This is a genomic window from Vibrio sp. YQ_11 (assembly GCF_043103065.1).
Classification (GTDB): domain Bacteria; phylum Pseudomonadota; class Gammaproteobacteria; order Enterobacterales; family Vibrionaceae; genus Vibrio; species Vibrio parahaemolyticus.
In genome coordinates this window covers 18,921-35,041 of record NZ_JBICJM010000029.1, presented here as the reverse complement: position 1 = coordinate 35,041, position 16,121 = coordinate 18,921, and the positions used below count along the sequence as shown (strand labels likewise).

At 45.8% G+C, this 16,121-nt stretch carries 15 protein-coding genes and 1 pseudogene; 7 read left to right on the top strand and 9 right to left on the bottom strand.

What is annotated here, in order from left to right; genetic code table 11:
* Positions 1-52: 52 nt before the first annotated feature.
* A complete protein-coding gene (gene queF / locus ACF8EG_RS11955) occupies positions 53-898 on the bottom strand; it encodes an NADPH-dependent 7-cyano-7-deazaguanine reductase QueF (protein ID WP_005459155.1) in 846 nt (281 codons plus the stop codon).
* Between the two features lie 108 nt (positions 899-1,006).
* Between queF and syd the strand changes: the two genes are divergently transcribed.
* Together syd and ACF8EG_RS11945 are read left to right on the top strand one after the other, a co-directional pair.
* Positions 1,007-1,552 (top strand): SecY-interacting protein, encoded by a 546-nt coding sequence (gene syd / locus ACF8EG_RS11950; protein ID WP_069506734.1) that lies wholly within the window; start codon positions 1,007-1,009, stop codon positions 1,550-1,552.
* Between the two features lie 2 nt (positions 1,553-1,554).
* On the top strand, positions 1,555-2,331 hold the full coding sequence (locus ACF8EG_RS11945) for a Zn-ribbon-containing protein (protein ID WP_005459158.1): 777 nt from the start codon (positions 1,555-1,557) through the stop codon (positions 2,329-2,331).
* Positions 2,332-2,434: 103 nt separating this feature from the next.
* Here the strand turns inward: ACF8EG_RS11945 and ACF8EG_RS11940 are convergent, their stop codons facing one another.
* The 3 genes from ACF8EG_RS11940 to metN are packed head-to-tail and all read right to left on the bottom strand — an operon-like array spanning position 2,435 to position 4,978.
* Positions 2,435-3,244 (bottom strand): MetQ/NlpA family lipoprotein, encoded by an 810-nt coding sequence (locus ACF8EG_RS11940; protein WP_005459159.1) that lies wholly within the window; start codon positions 3,242-3,244, stop codon positions 2,435-2,437.
* 32 nt (positions 3,245-3,276) lie between these two features.
* Positions 3,277-3,954, bottom strand: a complete 678-nt coding sequence (locus tag ACF8EG_RS11935; protein ID WP_005459160.1) for a methionine ABC transporter permease — start codon at positions 3,952-3,954, stop codon at positions 3,277-3,279.
* Positions 3,944-4,978, bottom strand: coding sequence for a methionine ABC transporter ATP-binding protein MetN (gene metN / locus ACF8EG_RS11930; protein WP_005459161.1), 1,035 nt, complete (start codon positions 4,976-4,978; stop codon positions 3,944-3,946). The genes ACF8EG_RS11935 and metN overlap by 11 nt, the downstream gene beginning before the upstream one ends.
* 342 nt (positions 4,979-5,320) lie before the next feature.
* On the opposite strand from metN, the gene gmhB reads away from it, so the two are divergent.
* The 4 genes from gmhB to treC all read left to right on the top strand — a co-directional run bounded on the left by gmhB (position 5,321) and on the right by treC (position 10,296).
* A complete protein-coding gene (gene gmhB, locus ACF8EG_RS11925; protein WP_005459163.1) occupies positions 5,321-5,872 on the top strand; it encodes a D-glycero-beta-D-manno-heptose 1,7-bisphosphate 7-phosphatase in 552 nt (183 codons plus the stop codon).
* 102 nt (positions 5,873-5,974) lie between these two features.
* A complete protein-coding gene (gene treR, locus ACF8EG_RS11920) occupies positions 5,975-6,922 on the top strand; it encodes a trehalose operon repressor TreR (protein WP_005459168.1) in 948 nt (315 codons plus the stop codon).
* Positions 6,923-7,098: 176 nt separating this feature from the next.
* The gene (treB, locus tag ACF8EG_RS11915) at positions 7,099-8,523 is read left to right on the top strand and encodes a PTS trehalose transporter subunit IIBC (protein ID WP_065764296.1); all 1,425 of its coding nucleotides are present in this window, start codon (positions 7,099-7,101) and stop codon (positions 8,521-8,523) included.
* 87 nt (positions 8,524-8,610) lie between these two features.
* Entirely contained in the window at positions 8,611-10,296 is a 1,686-nt protein-coding gene (treC, locus tag ACF8EG_RS11910; RefSeq protein WP_069506731.1) for an alpha,alpha-phosphotrehalase, read from the top strand.
* A 76-nt stretch (positions 10,297-10,372) separates the two neighbouring features.
* On the opposite strand, the pseudogene ACF8EG_RS11905 reads toward treC, so the two are convergent.
* Positions 10,373-11,425: pseudogene (locus ACF8EG_RS11905) on the bottom strand (transcriptional regulator); the annotation flags it as partial.
* A 90-nt stretch (positions 11,426-11,515) separates the two neighbouring features.
* The gene (locus ACF8EG_RS11900; RefSeq protein ID WP_005496223.1) at positions 11,516-12,118 is read right to left on the bottom strand and encodes a YitT family protein; all 603 of its coding nucleotides are present in this window, start codon (positions 12,116-12,118) and stop codon (positions 11,516-11,518) included.
* A 347-nt stretch (positions 12,119-12,465) separates the two neighbouring features.
* On the opposite strand from ACF8EG_RS11900, the gene glyA reads away from it, so the two are divergent.
* A complete protein-coding gene (gene glyA / locus ACF8EG_RS11895) occupies positions 12,466-13,716 on the top strand; it encodes a serine hydroxymethyltransferase (protein WP_025555682.1) in 1,251 nt (416 codons plus the stop codon).
* 261 nt (positions 13,717-13,977) lie between these two features.
* Here the strand turns inward: glyA and lipA are convergent, their stop codons facing one another.
* The 3 genes from lipA to ybeD form a co-directional block, all read right to left on the bottom strand.
* Complete coding sequence (lipA, locus tag ACF8EG_RS11890; RefSeq protein WP_005496220.1) at positions 13,978-14,943, bottom strand: lipoyl synthase; 966 nt, start codon at positions 14,941-14,943, stop codon at positions 13,978-13,980.
* Positions 14,940-15,602 carry a lipoyl(octanoyl) transferase LipB gene (lipB, locus tag ACF8EG_RS11885; protein ID WP_005488805.1) on the bottom strand — a complete coding sequence of 221 codons (663 nt, stop codon included), beginning with the start codon at positions 15,600-15,602 and terminating at the stop codon, positions 14,940-14,942. The genes lipA and lipB overlap by 4 nt, the downstream gene beginning before the upstream one ends.
* A gap of 176 nt (positions 15,603-15,778) precedes the next feature.
* Positions 15,779-16,057, bottom strand: coding sequence for a DUF493 family protein YbeD (gene ybeD, locus ACF8EG_RS11880; protein ID WP_005488798.1), 279 nt, complete (start codon positions 16,055-16,057; stop codon positions 15,779-15,781).
* Positions 16,058-16,121 lie beyond the last annotated feature (64 nt).

The window sequence follows — 16,121 nt, the reverse complement described above, 5'->3', positions numbered from 1 at the left end:
AAACGCCCGGCAATCCTCTTGATTGCCGAACTTATTTCTGCCTATCACGCTATTATTGACGAGCCATGCGATGATTATGAGCTGGCTTATCTTGTTCTGTCGAACGGTAAGGGTTGATATCCAAGCCGCCACGACGAGTGTAACGCGCAAACACCGTCAATTTGTTTGGTTGGCAGTATTTCATCAGGTCAGTGAAAATACGTTCTACACATTGCTCATGGAACTCGTTGTGTTCACGGAAAGACACCAAATAGCGCAGCAACTTCTCACGATCGATCTTGGCACCTTGGTAGCGAATTTCAACGCTGCCCCAGTCTGGCTGGTTGGTGATCAAACAGTTCGATTTCAATAGGTGGCTATGCAACACTTCTTCCACTTGATCTTCGCCAGCAGCACCTGCTAGCAAATCAGCATCAAAATCGTAGCTGTTGATTTCAATGTCTTGGTCGTCAATGCATTCGCCTTCCATTGTCACGATAGGTTGGTTGGTGTAGTGACCTACAGGGTTCACTTCGACCAATACCTTTTCGCCCGCACACGCGGATAGGTCTTGCGTTAAACGCTCTGCTACTTCTTCCCAACTCGCGAAACGGGTTTGGTTGTAGCTATTTAGGTAGAGCTTAAATGACTTCGACTCAATTAAGTTTGCACTGGTTGCAGGAATGTACACTTCACCAACGGCCACTTGAGGCAAGCCTTTGCTGTTTAGCCAAGACAGTTCGTACAGAGTCCAAATGTCATGTCCCAAGAAAGGTAAGGTGTCGCCTAGTTCAAGGTCATCACGGTTTAGGCTGCGAGGTACAGGTTGCAGTAGGCTTGCATCGTACTGGTTAGCGTACTCAGTCTTTTTACCCAGCGTCAGGCCAGCAAGCTCTTTAGCGTCAGAATATTTGCTCATACTTTGTGGTCGTTTTCGATTAGAATGGCGAGAATTTTACTGAATCCGCTGATTAATTGCTATCCGGCAAATTCTGCTATCTGACAAATAAGGAATGAGGAGACCTTCATGACCCAAACCGTTACTCAGGCGCTACAAGACTTCAGCCTGCGCTACCAACAAGCTTGGCAAAATAAGCATAATGAATTGCCTCGCAATGAGGAGCTTGCTGATCTTGTTTCTCCATGTGTCGAAGAGAAGTGTGACGGCGTGGCATTGTGGAAAGCATTCCCGCGAGAAGAGATGGCGGATTTCACTAACGTTGAAAATGCGATTGAGTTGACGCTGCATGAAGACATTAAAGCGTTTTATGGATCTCAATACAGTGCAGATATGGACGCAACGTGGCAGACGAATCCTCTGACATTGCTTCAAGTTTGGAGCGATGACGATTTTGTTCGTTTACAAGAGAACATTTTGGGTCACTTGGTGACACAGCGTCGTCTAAAGCTAAAACCGACGGTGTTTATCGCAGCGACGGATGCAGAATTGGACGTGATTTCAATTTGTAACTTAACGGGCAATGTGATTTTAGAGCGTTTAGGAACAGATAAGCGCGAAGTGCTCGCAGAGAATGTTGTGGAGTTTTTGGCCAAAATTGAGGCTGCGGTGTAAGCATGTACGTTGTTGAGTTGCAATTTGAGTGTTTTGATAACACCACCGTCAGTGCGGTAGATAAAGCCATTAACGGTTTGATGGATGCGTTACGTTACAACGGCCAAGTGCTAGGTCGTGAATTCCCGATAGTGATGGGCGATGGCGAATTTTTTGTGCGCGTGGTTTGTCCGGAGCAAGACAGTTTGCATCCGCGTTATCATTCAGATTTCGTTAAAGTGTGCATGAATCGTTTGTCGGATGCGTCTTTGCTTGCGCCGAAAATGCGTATGCTTGGTCGTGATTTAAATTCAGAACAAGCGGCCGAAGACGAAGCGCCAAGTTGGCAAGTGCTCTACACGACGTATGTGCACACATGCTCGCCACTGCGCAGTGGTGAAACCTTGTTGCCAATTCCACTGTATCGTAATGATCCGACACTCAATGGCGATCATAAAGCAGTCATCAAATGGCAGACGGAATGGCAAGCGTGCGATGAAATCCAAATGGCGGGCGGGTGCCGCGCAGAGCATGCGGCGCTGCACGAAATTTGCGACGTAGACAGTGTGTTGTTCCGCCGCGGTTGGGATTTGCGTGGTCGTATCGAATACATCACCAAGATTCCAACTTACTATTATCAGTATCGTGTGGGCGGTCAGTCGTTGGAGAGCGAGAAAGCACGTAAGTGTCCGAAGTGTGGTGGAGAATGGCTGCTTGATGAGCCATTACATGACATCTTCTATTTTAAGTGCGACTCGTGCCGAATTGTTTCGAACATCTCTTGGGATCATATTAAATAGGTTCTTACTTGGTCTAACTGATAGATTGAGAAAGACTAAAAAGGGCTGATGTTTTCACATCAGCCCTTTTGTTTTCGAATAGTTCGGTTTTAGAAAAGCGGGATTACCAACCTTTCACTACGCCGCCTTTGAATAGTTTTTTCGCTGCTTCGTAAACTTCTTCAGTTTGGTAAGCTTTTACGAAGTTTTGTACGTTTTGAGCATTAACGTTCTCTTCACGCGCTACGATTAGGTTTACGTATGGAGATTCTTTATCTTCAACAAACACACCGTCACGCTCTGGAGACAGGTCGATAGAGCTTGCGTAAGTGGTGTTAATGATAGACAGCGTTACGTCATCCAGAGAGCGAGGAAGTTGCGGTGCTTCTAGCTCAATGATTTCAATGTTCTTAGGGTTGCCTACGATGTCACGTACTGTAGCGAGTAGACCAACGCCATCACGTAAAGTGATCAAACCTTGTTGCTCAAGAAGCAGTAGTGAGCGACCTAGGTTGGTTGGATCGTTTGGAACCGCGATGCGTGCGCCATCTTGAATTTCATCCACTGATTTTACTTGCTTTGAGTAACCTGCGATTGGGTAAACAAACGAGTTACCTGCGATAGCCAGTTTGTAGCCGCGATCTTTAACTTGTTGATCTAGGTAAGGTTTGTGTTGGAAAGCGTTCGCGTCTACAGAGCCGTCATCTAGCGCAGCGTTTGGTGTTACGTAGTCCGTGAACGTAACCAGTTCAACGTCTAGGTTGTACTTTTCTTTCGCTACTTTTGCCGCTACTTCAGCAACTTGCGCTTCAGCACCTGCAATTACGCCAACTTTTACCTTGTTAACGTCCACTTCTTTATCGCCACAACCCGCTAGAACAAGAGCAGAAGCAGCAGTTGCTACAGTCAAAAGACCTTTAAGGCTAAATTTCATGTTTATCTCCTTATAATATGTATTTTCAATGCTTATCGGTGGTCTACACGGCGCACCACTGCGTCACCGATAGACTGAATAATTTGTACTAGAACAATCAACATCACAACGGTTACTGCCATGATAGTAATGTCGTAACGGTGGAAGCCGTATCGGATGGCTACGTCACCGAGGCCGCCGCCGCCCACCGTTCCTGCCATCGCAGAGTAGCTCACTAATGTCACTAGAGTAATCGTCACTGAGTTAACAATAGTCGGCATTGCTTCTGGTAGGAGAACTTTTGTGATGATTTGCGTTGGTGTTGCGCCCATGGATTGCGCAGCCTCAACCAAGCCAGTTGGTACTTCCAGCAATGCCCCTTCAATGAGACGAGCGACAAACGGAATCGCACCAATAGTCAGCGGAACGATTGCCGCAGTTGTACCAATGAAAGTGCCCACTAACATCTTAGTTACTGGAATGATCGCAACCATCAAAACAAGGAAAGGAACTGAGCGCCCAACGTTAACCACTGCACCAAGAATTCCGTTCAGTTTGGTGTTTTCTAGCAAGCCGCCTTTCTTAGTAATATGCAGAATCACCCCCAATGGAATGCCGACCGCAAAACCCACTACGCCAGCAACCGCGACCATGTAGATGGTTTCCCACGTAGCACCTAAAAGTAGTTTGCTGTTTAAACTTAGCCATTCAAAAATCGTATTAAAGGACATAACCAAGTACCTCTACTTTTACGTTGTGTTCGCGCAGATATTCAATTGCTGCACTGTCGTCTTGTTCATTACCAAACAGCTCTGCGACCATCATGCCGAACTTCACGCCGCCGGCGTAATCAAGATCGGAACTCAGAATGCTGACGTCGATGTTGTACTTACGCGAAATCTGCGACATCAACGGTGCATCTACGGTTGCGCCAGTAAATTCCATACGGACAAGAGGGTAGCTGCCTTCAACGCGATTTGGTTGCAAACGCGCTTGGTAATCTTCTGGAATGGAAAGATCCAATGTGGAACGAATGAACTCGTGAGCCAGTTCCGTTTTCGGGTGCGCAAAAATATCGCCAACCGTGCCTTTCTCAACCAATTCACCACCACCGATGATCGCCACTTCGTGACAGATGCTTTTTACCACTTCCATTTCGTGGGTGATCAGTAGAATCGTGATGTTGAGTTTGCGGTTGATCTCTTTTAATAGCTCAAGGATGGATTGAGTCGTTGCAGGATCCAGTGCGCTGGTGGCTTCGTCACACAACAGTACGCTTGGGTCGGATGCCAATGCACGAGCAATAGCCACACGTTGTTTTTGACCGCCACTTAGGTTGGACGGATAGCTTTCGTGCTTGTCCGCTAAGCCAACGAGCTTTAGCAACTCAGTCACTTTTGTTGTGATTTGCGATTTGTCTTTGCCAGCCAGTTCCAGTGGTAGAGCCACGTTATCAAACACAGTACGAGACGAAAGCAGATTAAAGTGCTGGAAGATCATGCCAATGTTGCGGCGCGTTTCGACCAACTGCTTTTTGCTGAGTGTTGTTAAATCAACGCCATCAACGATGATGGAGCCAGAGCTTGGTGCTTCTAGCATGTTTACACAGCGGATCAGCGTACTTTTACCAGCGCCTGATGAACCGATAACACCGAAGATGGTGCCCTTGGCGATGTGTAGGTTAATGTCTTTCAGGGCAAGGATTTCCTTACTGCCTTGGTAGAACACTTTATTGACGTTTTTTATTTCTATCATGTTTCAACCTGCCCAGAGATAAGGGGAACTTCGCTGTCAAAAACGGCCTTTGACAGAACTTAATTTTGAGCTTTATCTCAATTCTCAGTTGATGCTATGGGTTAACCAGAATGAAGTCAATAGATATTTTTACGTCTAGACGTCTAAATGTATGGATGTTCTGTTTTGGAAAGAAAGAGGCGTAGATACCAACAAGAAGATGAGCGGAGGGACACCCTCAGATTTACCGATTCTTGCCCAACAAATCAACCGTTTTGTCGAGGCCTAGAACGAATTAGATAGTGTTGAAGTTTATAAGGTATGTAATAATCTGATTAAACCGAGTTAATAGAGAAATACGTTTTGGCAAAACCTGCTGTTTTTATCGATCGTGACGGCGTGATCAACGTTGACCACGGCTACGTTCATGACGAACATGATTTTGAGTACATTGACGGTGTGTTTGAAGCGACAAAAGCGCTGAAAGATAAAGGTTACCTGTTGGTGCTTGTAACGAATCAATCGGGCATCGCGCGCGGTAAATTCAGTGAAGACCGTTTCTTGTCTCTGACACAATGGATGGACTGGAATTTCGTTGATAATGGCGTTGAGTTTGATGGTTTTTACTACTGTCCACATCATCCTGAGCATGGCATCGGTGACTACAAGCAAGATTGTGATTGCCGCAAACCTAAACCTGGTATGTTTATCTCTGCTCGCGACTTCTTGAAAATCGACATGGAAAAATCTGTGATGATTGGTGATAAAGCCGAAGACATGATGGCAGCAGAAGCCGCAGGTGTTGGCACTAAGATTCTGGTTCGCACAGGTAAGCCAATCACCGAGCAAGGTGAAGCATTAGCTACAGTAGTGCTCGATAGCATCGCAGATGTGCCAGCGTATTTACAAAAATAACACCACAATTTGCATGTTTAAGGGAAGCGTTTGCTTCCCTTTTCTTTTATTGCTGTTAAAGTTCAGTCACCTAAGCATTCATCCATTCTAGTTTGATCACTTATGAGCAAAAAACTCACCATTCTTGATATCGCGAAATTGGCAGGCGTTGGCAAATCAACAGTAAGCCGTGTGCTTACCAATGATCCAAAAGTGAAACCTCAAACGCGAGAGAAAGTAGAGCAAATCATTCGTGAATCTGGCTATGTACCGTCCAAATCTGCGCAATCAATGCGAGGCGGTAGCCAAAAAGTCATCGGTGTTATTATCTCCCGTCTGGACTCACCATCCGAAAATCGCGCAGTTGGTACAATGCTCAATGCATTGTATTCCGCTGGCTATGACGCGGTGATCATGGAAAGCCAATTTGATCGCGACAAAACCAACGAGCATCTAAACGTGCTTAAGCGTCGCAATGTGGATGGGGTGATCGTGTTTGGCTTTACTGGGTGCGATGAGCAAGCCTTAGCCGAGTGGGGAAATCGCATTGTGGTGATTGCGATGGATACCAATAACGTCTCTTCCATCAATTATGATAACCAAGGCGTGATAGACATGGCTTTGTCTCATCTTGAGCAGCAAGCTTTATCTCGCATTGCTTACATTGGTGTTGATCCTGAAGACAAAACCACAGGCTTGGCGCGTTTAAATGCTTATAAAGCTTGGTGTCAACGCAAACAACTCACACCTTGTTTCCAAACCGGTAAGCTTAGCCATGAAAGTGCTTATCAGTTGGTGGATCACGTTCTAAAAGCAGACACGCAAGCCATTGTGTGTGCCAGCGATACCATTGCATTGGGCGTAATTAAGCGTCTTCAAGAGTTAGGCCGTGAAGACGTGGTCGTGACAGGCGTGGGTGGTAACGAGTTGCTTTCTTTCCTTTTCCCTAAAGTATTTAGTGTTGACCCGGGTTATACCCTTGCGGGTGAAAAGTCCGCTAAGATGCTGATTAATCAATTAAATGGCGATGAAGAAGTCGTTCACTTCACTCAACATCCTGTTTGCCGTTAACCCGTTCTAAAACGATCTGCTCTAAAATTATACTGTGATCATTCTCAATTAATGGGACTGTTCCCATTTTGTTTTTTGTCTTTGGGTGGCAATATTAAAATTAAGAAATGGGAATGTTCCCATTTATAAAAATAAAATGATGAATCGAATGTATCCAATACGGGGTGGACAAAGTTATGAGTAAGATTGCGCGTAAAGACGTGGAGCGTCTTATTGAGCTGGTCGGGGGGGCGGACAATATTGCCAGTGTAAGCCACTGTTTAACTCGCTTGCGTTTTGTTCTAAATGATACGGACAAAGCGGACACGAAACAGTTAGAAGCCTTGCGTATGGTGAAAGGCTGTTTTACCAACGCAGGTCAATTCCAAGTCGTCATCGGCACTGAAGTTGATGAGGTTTACAAAGTACTGATCGAGCTAAGCGGTAAAAGTGAAGCGAGCAAAGACGAATCCAAGAACGCTGCTCGTCAAAACATGAATATTGTTGAGCGTGGTATTTCCCACCTTGCAGAAATCTTTGTACCGTTGCTGCCTGCGATCATCACTGGTGGTCTGATCCTTGGCTTCCGTAATGTGATTGGCGACATCAAAATGTTTGATGGTCAAACCCTAACGGAAATCAGTCAGTTTTGGGCAACTGTTCACTCATTCCTATGGTTAATTGGTGAAGCGATTTTCTTCTTCCTACCCGTTGGTGTGTGTTGGTCGACCGTGAAAAAGCTCGGTGGTACACCGATTCTGGGCATCACGCTTGGTGTGACGTTGGTTTCGCCGCAGTTAATGAACGCGTACTTGATCGGTAAACAAGCACCAGAAGTCTGGGATTTCGGATTGTTTGTTATTGAGAAAGTGGGCTATCAGGCGCAGGTGATTCCAGCGATGTTAGCGGGTATGGCACTGGCGTTTATCGAAACGCACTTAAAACGCATCATTCCGTCTTACCTTTACCTAGTAGTAGTACCGTTTGTTTCCATCATTGTGTCTGTGATTCTTGCGCACTCTATCATTGGTCCATTTGGTCGTATGTTGGGTGATGGCGTGGCATTCGCAGCCAAAGCGGCCATGACCGGTGACTTCGCGATGATTGGCTCTACCATCTTTGGCTTCTTATACGCGCCACTTGTGATTACTGGTATCCACCACACAACCAATGCCGTTGACTTACAGTTGATGCAAGAATTGGGTGGTACTCCGATTTGGCCTTTAATTGCACTATCGAACATTGCTCAAGCATCGGCAGTGGTTGGCATCATTATCATCAGTAAAAAGCAGGATGAGCGTGAAATCTCAGTGCCTGCGGCGATTTCTGCCTACCTTGGTGTAACAGAGCCAGCCATGTACGGCATCAACTTGAAATACAAGTTCCCAATGTTGAGCGCGATGATCGGTAGTGCATGTGCTGCTGCTATCTGTGGTAGTGCGGGCGTAATGGCGAACGGTATCGGCGTAGGCGGCTTGCCGGGTATCTTATCTATCCAACCGCAGTTCTGGGGCATCTTTGCTCTGGCGATGCTAGTCGCGATGGTGGTACCTGCCGCATTAACATTAATTCTCTATAAGCGTGCACAAGCGAAAGGTGAGCTTGAAGCGGCAAACGCGTAATTCAATTTGAGGCAGTGACTTGGCTGCCTCCTCCTGTTTTTCTTTTCAAATTTTAAGTTTCCGATTACTGGTAAGTGAGTGTTAGAAATGGCTATGACCAAGCATGATGAGAGCTGGTGGAAAACCGCAACCATCTACCAAATTTACCCAAAAAGCTTTTGTGACAGTGGCAGTAAAGGCACGGGCGACATTAAAGGGATCATTTCTAAACTGGATTATCTAAAACACCTTGGTGTGGATGCGATTTGGCTGACGCCAGTGTATCAGTCTCCTATGGTTGATAACGGTTATGACATTTCCGATTACTACGCGATCAATCCACAGTTCGGCACTATGGAAGATTTCGATACCTTGCTGGCAGAAGCGCATCTGTTGGGTATTCGTATCATCATGGACATTGTAGTGAACCACACGTCGACTGAGCATCATTGGTTCCAATCCGCGTTAGGGGACAAAAACAGCCCATACCGTGACTACTACATCTGGAAAGATCCGGTTGAGGGCGCAGAACCTAACAACTGGCAATCGAAGTTTGGAGGCAATGCTTGGGAATTGGATGACGCGACAGGGCAGTACTACTTGCACCTTTTTGCTAAAGAGCAGGCGGATTTGAACTGGGAAAACCCAGTGGTGCGTGAAGAAGTCAAAGAAGTCATCAGTTTCTGGGCAGACAAAGGCGTGGATGGTTTTCGTCTCGACGTCATCAACCTGATTTCTAAACAGCAAGACTTCCCAAGTGATGATATTGGCGATGGCCGCCGTTTCTATACGGATGGTCCTCGCGTGCACGAATATCTGCAAGAAATCAGCGAAGCCGTGTTTCAAAAGTACGGAAGCGTGACGGTGGGGGAAATGTCTTCGACCACGCTAGAGCACTGCCAGCAATACTCTTCATTAGATGGCAAAGAGCTGTCGATGGTGTTCAATTTTCACCACCTGAAAGTCGATTATCCGAATGGTGAAAAATGGACCAAAGCGCCGTTTGATTTCATTCAGTTAAAGCAGATCTTCAACCATTGGCAAACGGGCTTAAATGGCAAAGGGTGGGGCGCACTGTTCTGGTGTAACCACGATCAACCTCGTGTGGTCAGCCGCTTAGGTGATGATAAACAATACCGCGTCGAGTCAGCGAAAATGCTGGCGGCGTCTGTACATATGATGCAAGGCACGCCGTATGTTTATCAAGGTGAAGAGATTGGTATGACCAACCCTGGTTACACTGAGATCAGCCAGTACCGCGACGTAGAAAGCACCAATATGTACGACATCATGGTCAACCGCGATTGCGTATCACACGAAGAGATGATGGCGATTTTGGCGCAGAAGTCGCGTGATAACTCACGTACGCCAATGCAGTGGAACAGCCAAAAGCACGCTGGTTTTACCGAAGGCACACCGTGGCTTGAGGTGGCGCAGAATTACTCTGAAATCAACGCAGAAGCAGCGGTTGCTGATTTGAACTCGGTGTTCTACTTCTACAAACGTTTGATTGAGCTACGTAAACAGGTTCCGGTGATCACCGATGGCCGTTATGAAGATTTACTGCCAGAGCATCAACGTATTTTTGCTTACGCTCGCCAGAACGACAAACAAACGCTGCTGTGTATCAATAACTACTACGCTGAAGAGGTGGAATGCGTTCTGCCAGAACGTTTTGAACTGAGTAAAGCGAAAAACTTGCTATCCAATTATCAAAACTCAGCGAGCGCAGTCGCGTCAAACCATCAAGTGTTACGACCTTACGAAACTCTTATTTTATTGATAGAAGAATAAACTCGGGTGTCATCACCCCTAGGATTGATGTTCGAGATGAAGGCTTTGGTGTGCTCCCCAAAGCCTTCTTTTATTTGAGATACCTTGCGGCTGTGATAGCCGCAAACTCATCAGCTTGTTGGAGAGGTTGGTTAGAAAAGATATTCTCAAACAGCATTTTTTGGTGAACGTCTGACAGCTGCCATGTGCTTGCCGAAGGTGCAGGCAAGTTGAAGTATTGTGCGACATCCGAGTGAATTTGGAAGGTGTCCGATTGTAGGTCGGATAAGCGCAGTGTGTATTCATTGCGAAATGCCATCTTCCCTGTCGCAGGATAAATAAGGTTCATCTGCGCTTTCAAGGTGCCTTGTTCTGCGCCGTCTTTTCACTCTATGTTGAGTTCGTAATCACTGGTCTGCATATTTCGTGCACCAGGGAAATACGGTGTATGACCAATGGGATCCAGAAAGTAACTTGGAGCGTCTTGGTTAGCGATGTCGGTATATGGATATTCGACTTGTTGTTGAAGTAAGACGGCTTTGACCAGTGTGCGATATTTTCGTGCCTGAGAGCCGATTGCATCGACACGGTTGAGCAGCAACTCGACTTTGGGGATAAGTAACTGATGACGTGTTTGTTGTGTTGAAATCTCTTGGCGTTGCCATAGCAAGCTTGCGAGCGTCACGCTACAAACCGCAAGTATGGCACACAAGCTATAAGCAAAAATTAGCTTGAAGTTCTTATTACTCGCAACCTGAGTTGGGAGAACGCGTCGATGGCTTTTCGCTGGCGGTATTAAACGGATATTGGCAGGGTTAAGAAAATAGCCCTTTCGAGGATAAGTGACCAAGAGCTTAGCCGCATCGTACTCGGGTAGGTGTTGCTGTAGCAGCGCACGTAAGGTGCTAATGCGGTTAGTGAGCACATTCTTGGAGATGAATTTGCTCTGCCAAATGGTTTCGATAATGGTGTCGGCAGAGAGCGGATGCCCCACGCTTGTTAGCAGAAGTTCTAATAACTCAATGGTACGAGGTTCGAGAACAATCGCGATAGTGTCTTGATGAAGAGTCTGAGTTTTCGGATTGTAGACCAACTCGCCAATCGCAATACAACTGTGAGTTTGTTTGGCTTGTTGTAGAAAGTCGCGCATACCGTACCGAGTTATTTGGAAATCGCGAAATATTATATAGTTATTGAAGCGCGAAATCTTATAAATCGCGCGTCAATTATCATCAAAAGTTTATGAGCCGTAGGTAACGGAATATCGGTGTGGTTTGTGATTCATCGCCAATACGACATTCAGTGCAAAGGCACCCAAAATCGAAAGGCCAATCACCTCTGGAGTGACAAAGAAGAATGAAGCAAACAGGATACATGCATCGATTGCCATCTGGCTTTTGCCAACAGAAATGCCAAACTTGTCCTGAATAAACAAACACAACACGTTAAAGCCACCTAGGCTGGAGCGATGTCGGAACAAAATCAGCATACCTAATCCCATCAATAGGCCACCTGCTACCGCGCAATAAATTTCGTTAACGGATTCGAGTGAGATCAGCAAATAAAGGTGATCGGCAAAGATAGAAACCAAAGCGCCAGAAATAGCGCTATTGATTGCGAAATGACGGCCGAAGCGTTTCCATGCGAGTAAGTAAAAAGGACAGTTTGCCAAAAAGTACAGCACACCAAAGGTAAAAGGTGTAAATTGGCTTATTAGCAATGCCAATCCAGTCGTGCCTCCTGTTAGAAGGTTCGCGGATTGGAGAAAGAAAACGCCCTGAGCTACCAAAAAGGTACCAGTGAGAATTGCTATCCAGTCTTCTTTTCTTGAGTGTTTTTCCATCAAAATTGCAGTCATCGGTGAGAAATAAGGCGTGCATAGTAGTAAAAAGATGATCTTTTCGGTAGCTAGAGGGTAAAATTTGCGGTAAACCTATGTAATTGCTGTTTTACAGGGTGTAAAGCACAAAATTGACAGGCAATAAATCGTGGTTGAACAATTGCAACATCACCATGATAACTATTGCTTGTCATCATGAAAAAACTGCATGAGAAAAATTGTAAATTTCTCTTTATGACCTAGATCAAATTATGTAGAATGCGCGCCATTGATGCGACGAAAACGTTTGCGTTAGGTCGTTAACCAGTTTTTTTGCAACTTTCAGTACTAATCTGAGTCAGGAGATACAGATGCTTAAGCGTGATATGAACATCGCAGATTACGATGCGGAACTGTTCGCAGCTATCCAGGAAGAAACCCTTCGCCAGGAAGAACACATTGAACTTATCGCTTCTGAAAACTACACAAGCCCACGTGTAATGGAAGCGCAAGGTTCTCAGCTAACGAACAAATACGCTGAAGGCTACCCAGGCAAGCGTTACTACGGCGGTTGTGAGTACGTAGATAAAGCAGAACAGCTTGCTATCGATCGTGCATGCAAACTATTCGGTTGTGAGTACGCGAACGTACAACCTCACTCAGGTTCTCAAGCAAACAGCGCAGTTTACATGGCGCTTCTTAACCCAGGCGATACAGTACTAGGTATGAGCCTAGCGCACGGTGGTCACCTGACTCACGGTTCTCCAGTAAACTTCTCTGGTAAGCATTACAACGTTATCCCTTACGGTATCGATGAAGCGGGTCAAATCAATTATGACGAGATGGAACAGCTAGCGCTTGAGCACAAGCCTAAGATGATCATCGGTGGTTTCTCTGCTTACTCGCAAATCGTTGATTGGAAGCGCATGCGTGAAATCGCGGACAAAGTAGATGCTTACCTTTTCGTTGATATGGCACACGTAGCTGGTCTTATCGCAGCAGGCGAATACCCAACACCTGTTCCACACGCTCACGTAGTAACAACAACGACGCACAAAACACTAGCAGGCCCTCGCGGTGGTCTTATCTTGTCTAATGCTGGCGAAGATATGTACAAGAAGCTGAACTCAGCTGTGTTCCCTGGTGGTCAAGGTGGCCCTCTAATGCACGTTATCGCTGGTAAAGCAGTAGCGTTCAAAGAAGCGATGGAGCCAGAGTTCAAAGCTTACCAAGCTCGCGTAGTGAAAAACGCAAAAGCAATGGTTGGTCAGTTCCAAGAGCGTGGCTACAAAATCGTATCTAACGGCACAGAAAACCACTTATTCCTTGTTGACCTAATCGACAAAGACATCACGGGTAAAGATGCAGACGCGGCACTAGGTGCAGCAAACATCACTGTGAACAAGAACTCAGTACCAAATGACCCACGCAGCCCATTCGTAACCTCTGGTATTCGTGTAGGTACGCCAGCGATCACTCGTCGTGGTTTTACTGAAGAAGATGCAAAAGATCTAGCAAACTGGATGTGTGACGTTCTAGATAACATCGGCAACGAAGACGTTATCGAAACGACTAAACAGAAAGTATTAGAAATCTGTAAGCGTCTACCGGTTTACGCCTAATTGTTCTGTCTGATTCACTCTATTTCTGCGTCAAAGGTGCTCATTTACAGTTGTAAACTGCGCGCCTTTTCCTTGAACTAGAAACAAATCAATTTGAAAATACTAAAGGTCCTCAATTGAGGGCCTTTTTGTTTTTCTGGCGTCTGGGATTGTTTAATCGTGCCATCGAATAAAAGAGAGTAGTGCAGGGCATCTCTTGTTTGGCAGATACAAAAAAGGTTGGCACTAAGCCAACCTTTTCAGTTTTCGAGTTCAAGATGCTTATTTTATCTCAAGACCTTGTGCCTGCATATCGGCATGGTATGAAGAGCGAACAAATGGACCACATGCTGCGTGCGTGAAGCCTAGCTCTAGTGCGACTTCTTTTAGCTCGTCAAACTCTGATGGTGGAACGTAACGTTCTACAGGCAAGTGGTGACGGCTTGGCGCTAGGTACTGACCTAGAGTCAGCATCGTTACACCGTGTGCACGCAGATCTTTAAGCACTTCGATGATTTCTTCTTTGGTTTCACCAAGGCCCATCATCAGACCTGATTTGGTCGGTACATCTGGATGCTGTTCTTTGAACTTCTTAAGAAGCTCAAGTGACCACTTGTAGTTCGCACCTGGGCGAGCTTTACGGTAAAGACGCGGCGCAGTTTCTAGGTTGTGGTTGAAGACATCTGGCGGGTTGTCTTTCATCAGGTCAAGCGCCACGTCCATACGACCACGGAAGTCAGGAACCAGTGTTTCGATCTTGATGTCTGGGTTTAACGCGCGGATCTCACGGTTACAATCGGCAAAGTGCTGTGCACCACCATCACGTAGGTCGTCACGGTCTACTGAAGTAATAACAACGTACTTCAGTTTCATGTCGGCGATAGTTCTTGCCAGCTTTTGTGGCTCTTCTGCTTCTGGTGGTAATGGACGGCCATGAGCAACGTCACAGAAAGGACAACGACGAGTACAGATTGCACCTAGGATCATGAAGGTTGCTGTACCGTGGTTAAAACATTCAGCTAGGTTAGGGCAAGACGCTTCTTCACATACGGAGTGAAGTTTGTTCTTACGCATCGCAGCTTTGATGTCTTGAATTCGTTGGCTGTCGGCTGGTAGCTTGATCTTCATCCAATCAGGCTTACGTAGCACTTCTTTCTGCTCTGTAGGCATGTTCTTTACGGGAATCAATGCCATTTTATCGGCGTCACGATATTTAACGCCTTTTTCCATCTGGATTGGTTTGCTCATGCTTTATTACCTTGAGAAGGTGCTTCTGTGCTGAATTCTACTCGCTCGTAATCGAGCAAAGTAACGAGTTCTTCTATTAATTGTTTTTCTACGGTTTCTACGTCACTCGGGCCGTTAAATTGGCTCACTTGAACCATTTCCATGCCGGCATAACCACAAGGGTTGATGCGTAGGAACGGCGTTAAGTCCATATTTACATTCAGGGCTAACCCATGGAATGAGCAACCTTTACGAATACGTAGACCGAGAGAGCATATTTTCTTGCCATCGACGTAAACGCCAGGGGCGTCTGGTCTTGCGGCAGAGTCGATATTGTATGCTTTTAATGTGTTGATCACGAGGTTCTCGATGGTTGTAACGAGATCTCGTACGCCTAATTTTTTGCGACGTAGGTTGATCAAGAAGTAAGCCACGAGTTGACCAGGACCATGATAGGTTACCTGACCACCACGGTCACTTTGTACGACAGGAATATCACCAGTGTTAATTAAGTGCTCGGCTTTGCCTGCCTGCCCTTGGGTAAATACTGGGTTATGTTCTACCAACCAGACTTCATCAGGGGTTTCTTCTGTGCGTTGGTCGGTGAACTCATGCATCGCCTTCCATACAGGCTCATAGTCTTGGCGGCCAAGTCGTTTTACAACAAGTTGGTGTTGCATGGGAATTCCTGTCGCTAATATATAAAGTTTTTGGATTATAAACCGGATGACCCAGATGCTCTACCGCTGAGTAACAGATTTTTAACTGAAAGCACAAGGGTATCGAGTTATCTAGTTGATAAATAAAAAGAAAGCAGCCGAAGCTGCTTTCAAAAAAAATTTAATCTATCAAAAAATTATAGAACCATACGAACGATGTCGATTTCGCCCAATTCTTTGTATAGGGTTTCAACCTGCTCGATAGACGTTGCAGTGATGTTGATAGACACTGAGTGGTAGTTGCCTTTAGCGCTTGGTTTGACTTTTGGGCTGTAGTCACCTGGAGCATGGCGCTGGATTACTTCAAGAACGAGTTCTGGAAGCTCAGGCTTTGCATGACCCATTACCTTGTAAGTAAAAGAACAAGGGAACTCAAGCAGGTCTTTCAATTTTGCATCAGAGTTGATGGTTAGCATATCGATAACTCCAGTTGGTATTCGTTGCGGTGCGAAATAGTACAGTCAAATTAGGGTGAACTCA

Coding starts and splice junctions, on each gene's coding strand:
- ACF8EG_RS11940 (WP_005459159.1), bottom strand. CDS start 3,244: ATGAAATTTAGCCTTAAAGGTCTTTTGACTGTAGCAACTGCTGCTTCT.
- syd (WP_069506734.1), top strand. CDS start 1,007: ATGACCCAAACCGTTACTCAGGCGCTACAAGACTTCAGCCTGCGCTAC.
- ACF8EG_RS11945 (WP_005459158.1), top strand. CDS start 1,555: ATGTACGTTGTTGAGTTGCAATTTGAGTGTTTTGATAACACCACCGTC.
- ACF8EG_RS11935 (WP_005459160.1), bottom strand. CDS start 3,954: ATGTCCTTTAATACGATTTTTGAATGGCTAAGTTTAAACAGCAAACTA.
- queF (WP_005459155.1), bottom strand. CDS start 898: ATGAGCAAATATTCTGACGCTAAAGAGCTTGCTGGCCTGACGCTGGGT.
- lipA (WP_005496220.1), bottom strand. CDS start 14,943: ATGAGCAAACCAATCCAGATGGAAAAAGGCGTTAAATATCGTGACGCC.
- ybeD (WP_005488798.1), bottom strand. CDS start 16,057: ATGCTAACCATCAACTCTGATGCAAAATTGAAAGACCTGCTTGAGTTC.
- lipB (WP_005488805.1), bottom strand. CDS start 15,602: ATGCAACACCAACTTGTTGTAAAACGACTTGGCCGCCAAGACTATGAG.
- treB (WP_065764296.1), top strand. CDS start 7,099: ATGAGTAAGATTGCGCGTAAAGACGTGGAGCGTCTTATTGAGCTGGTC.
- treC (WP_069506731.1), top strand. CDS start 8,611: ATGGCTATGACCAAGCATGATGAGAGCTGGTGGAAAACCGCAACCATC.
- metN (WP_005459161.1), bottom strand. CDS start 4,978: ATGATAGAAATAAAAAACGTCAATAAAGTGTTCTACCAAGGCAGTAAG.
- ACF8EG_RS11900 (WP_005496223.1), bottom strand. CDS start 12,118: ATGGAAAAACACTCAAGAAAAGAAGACTGGATAGCAATTCTCACTGGT.
- glyA (WP_025555682.1), top strand. CDS start 12,466: ATGCTTAAGCGTGATATGAACATCGCAGATTACGATGCGGAACTGTTC.
- treR (WP_005459168.1), top strand. CDS start 5,975: ATGAGCAAAAAACTCACCATTCTTGATATCGCGAAATTGGCAGGCGTT.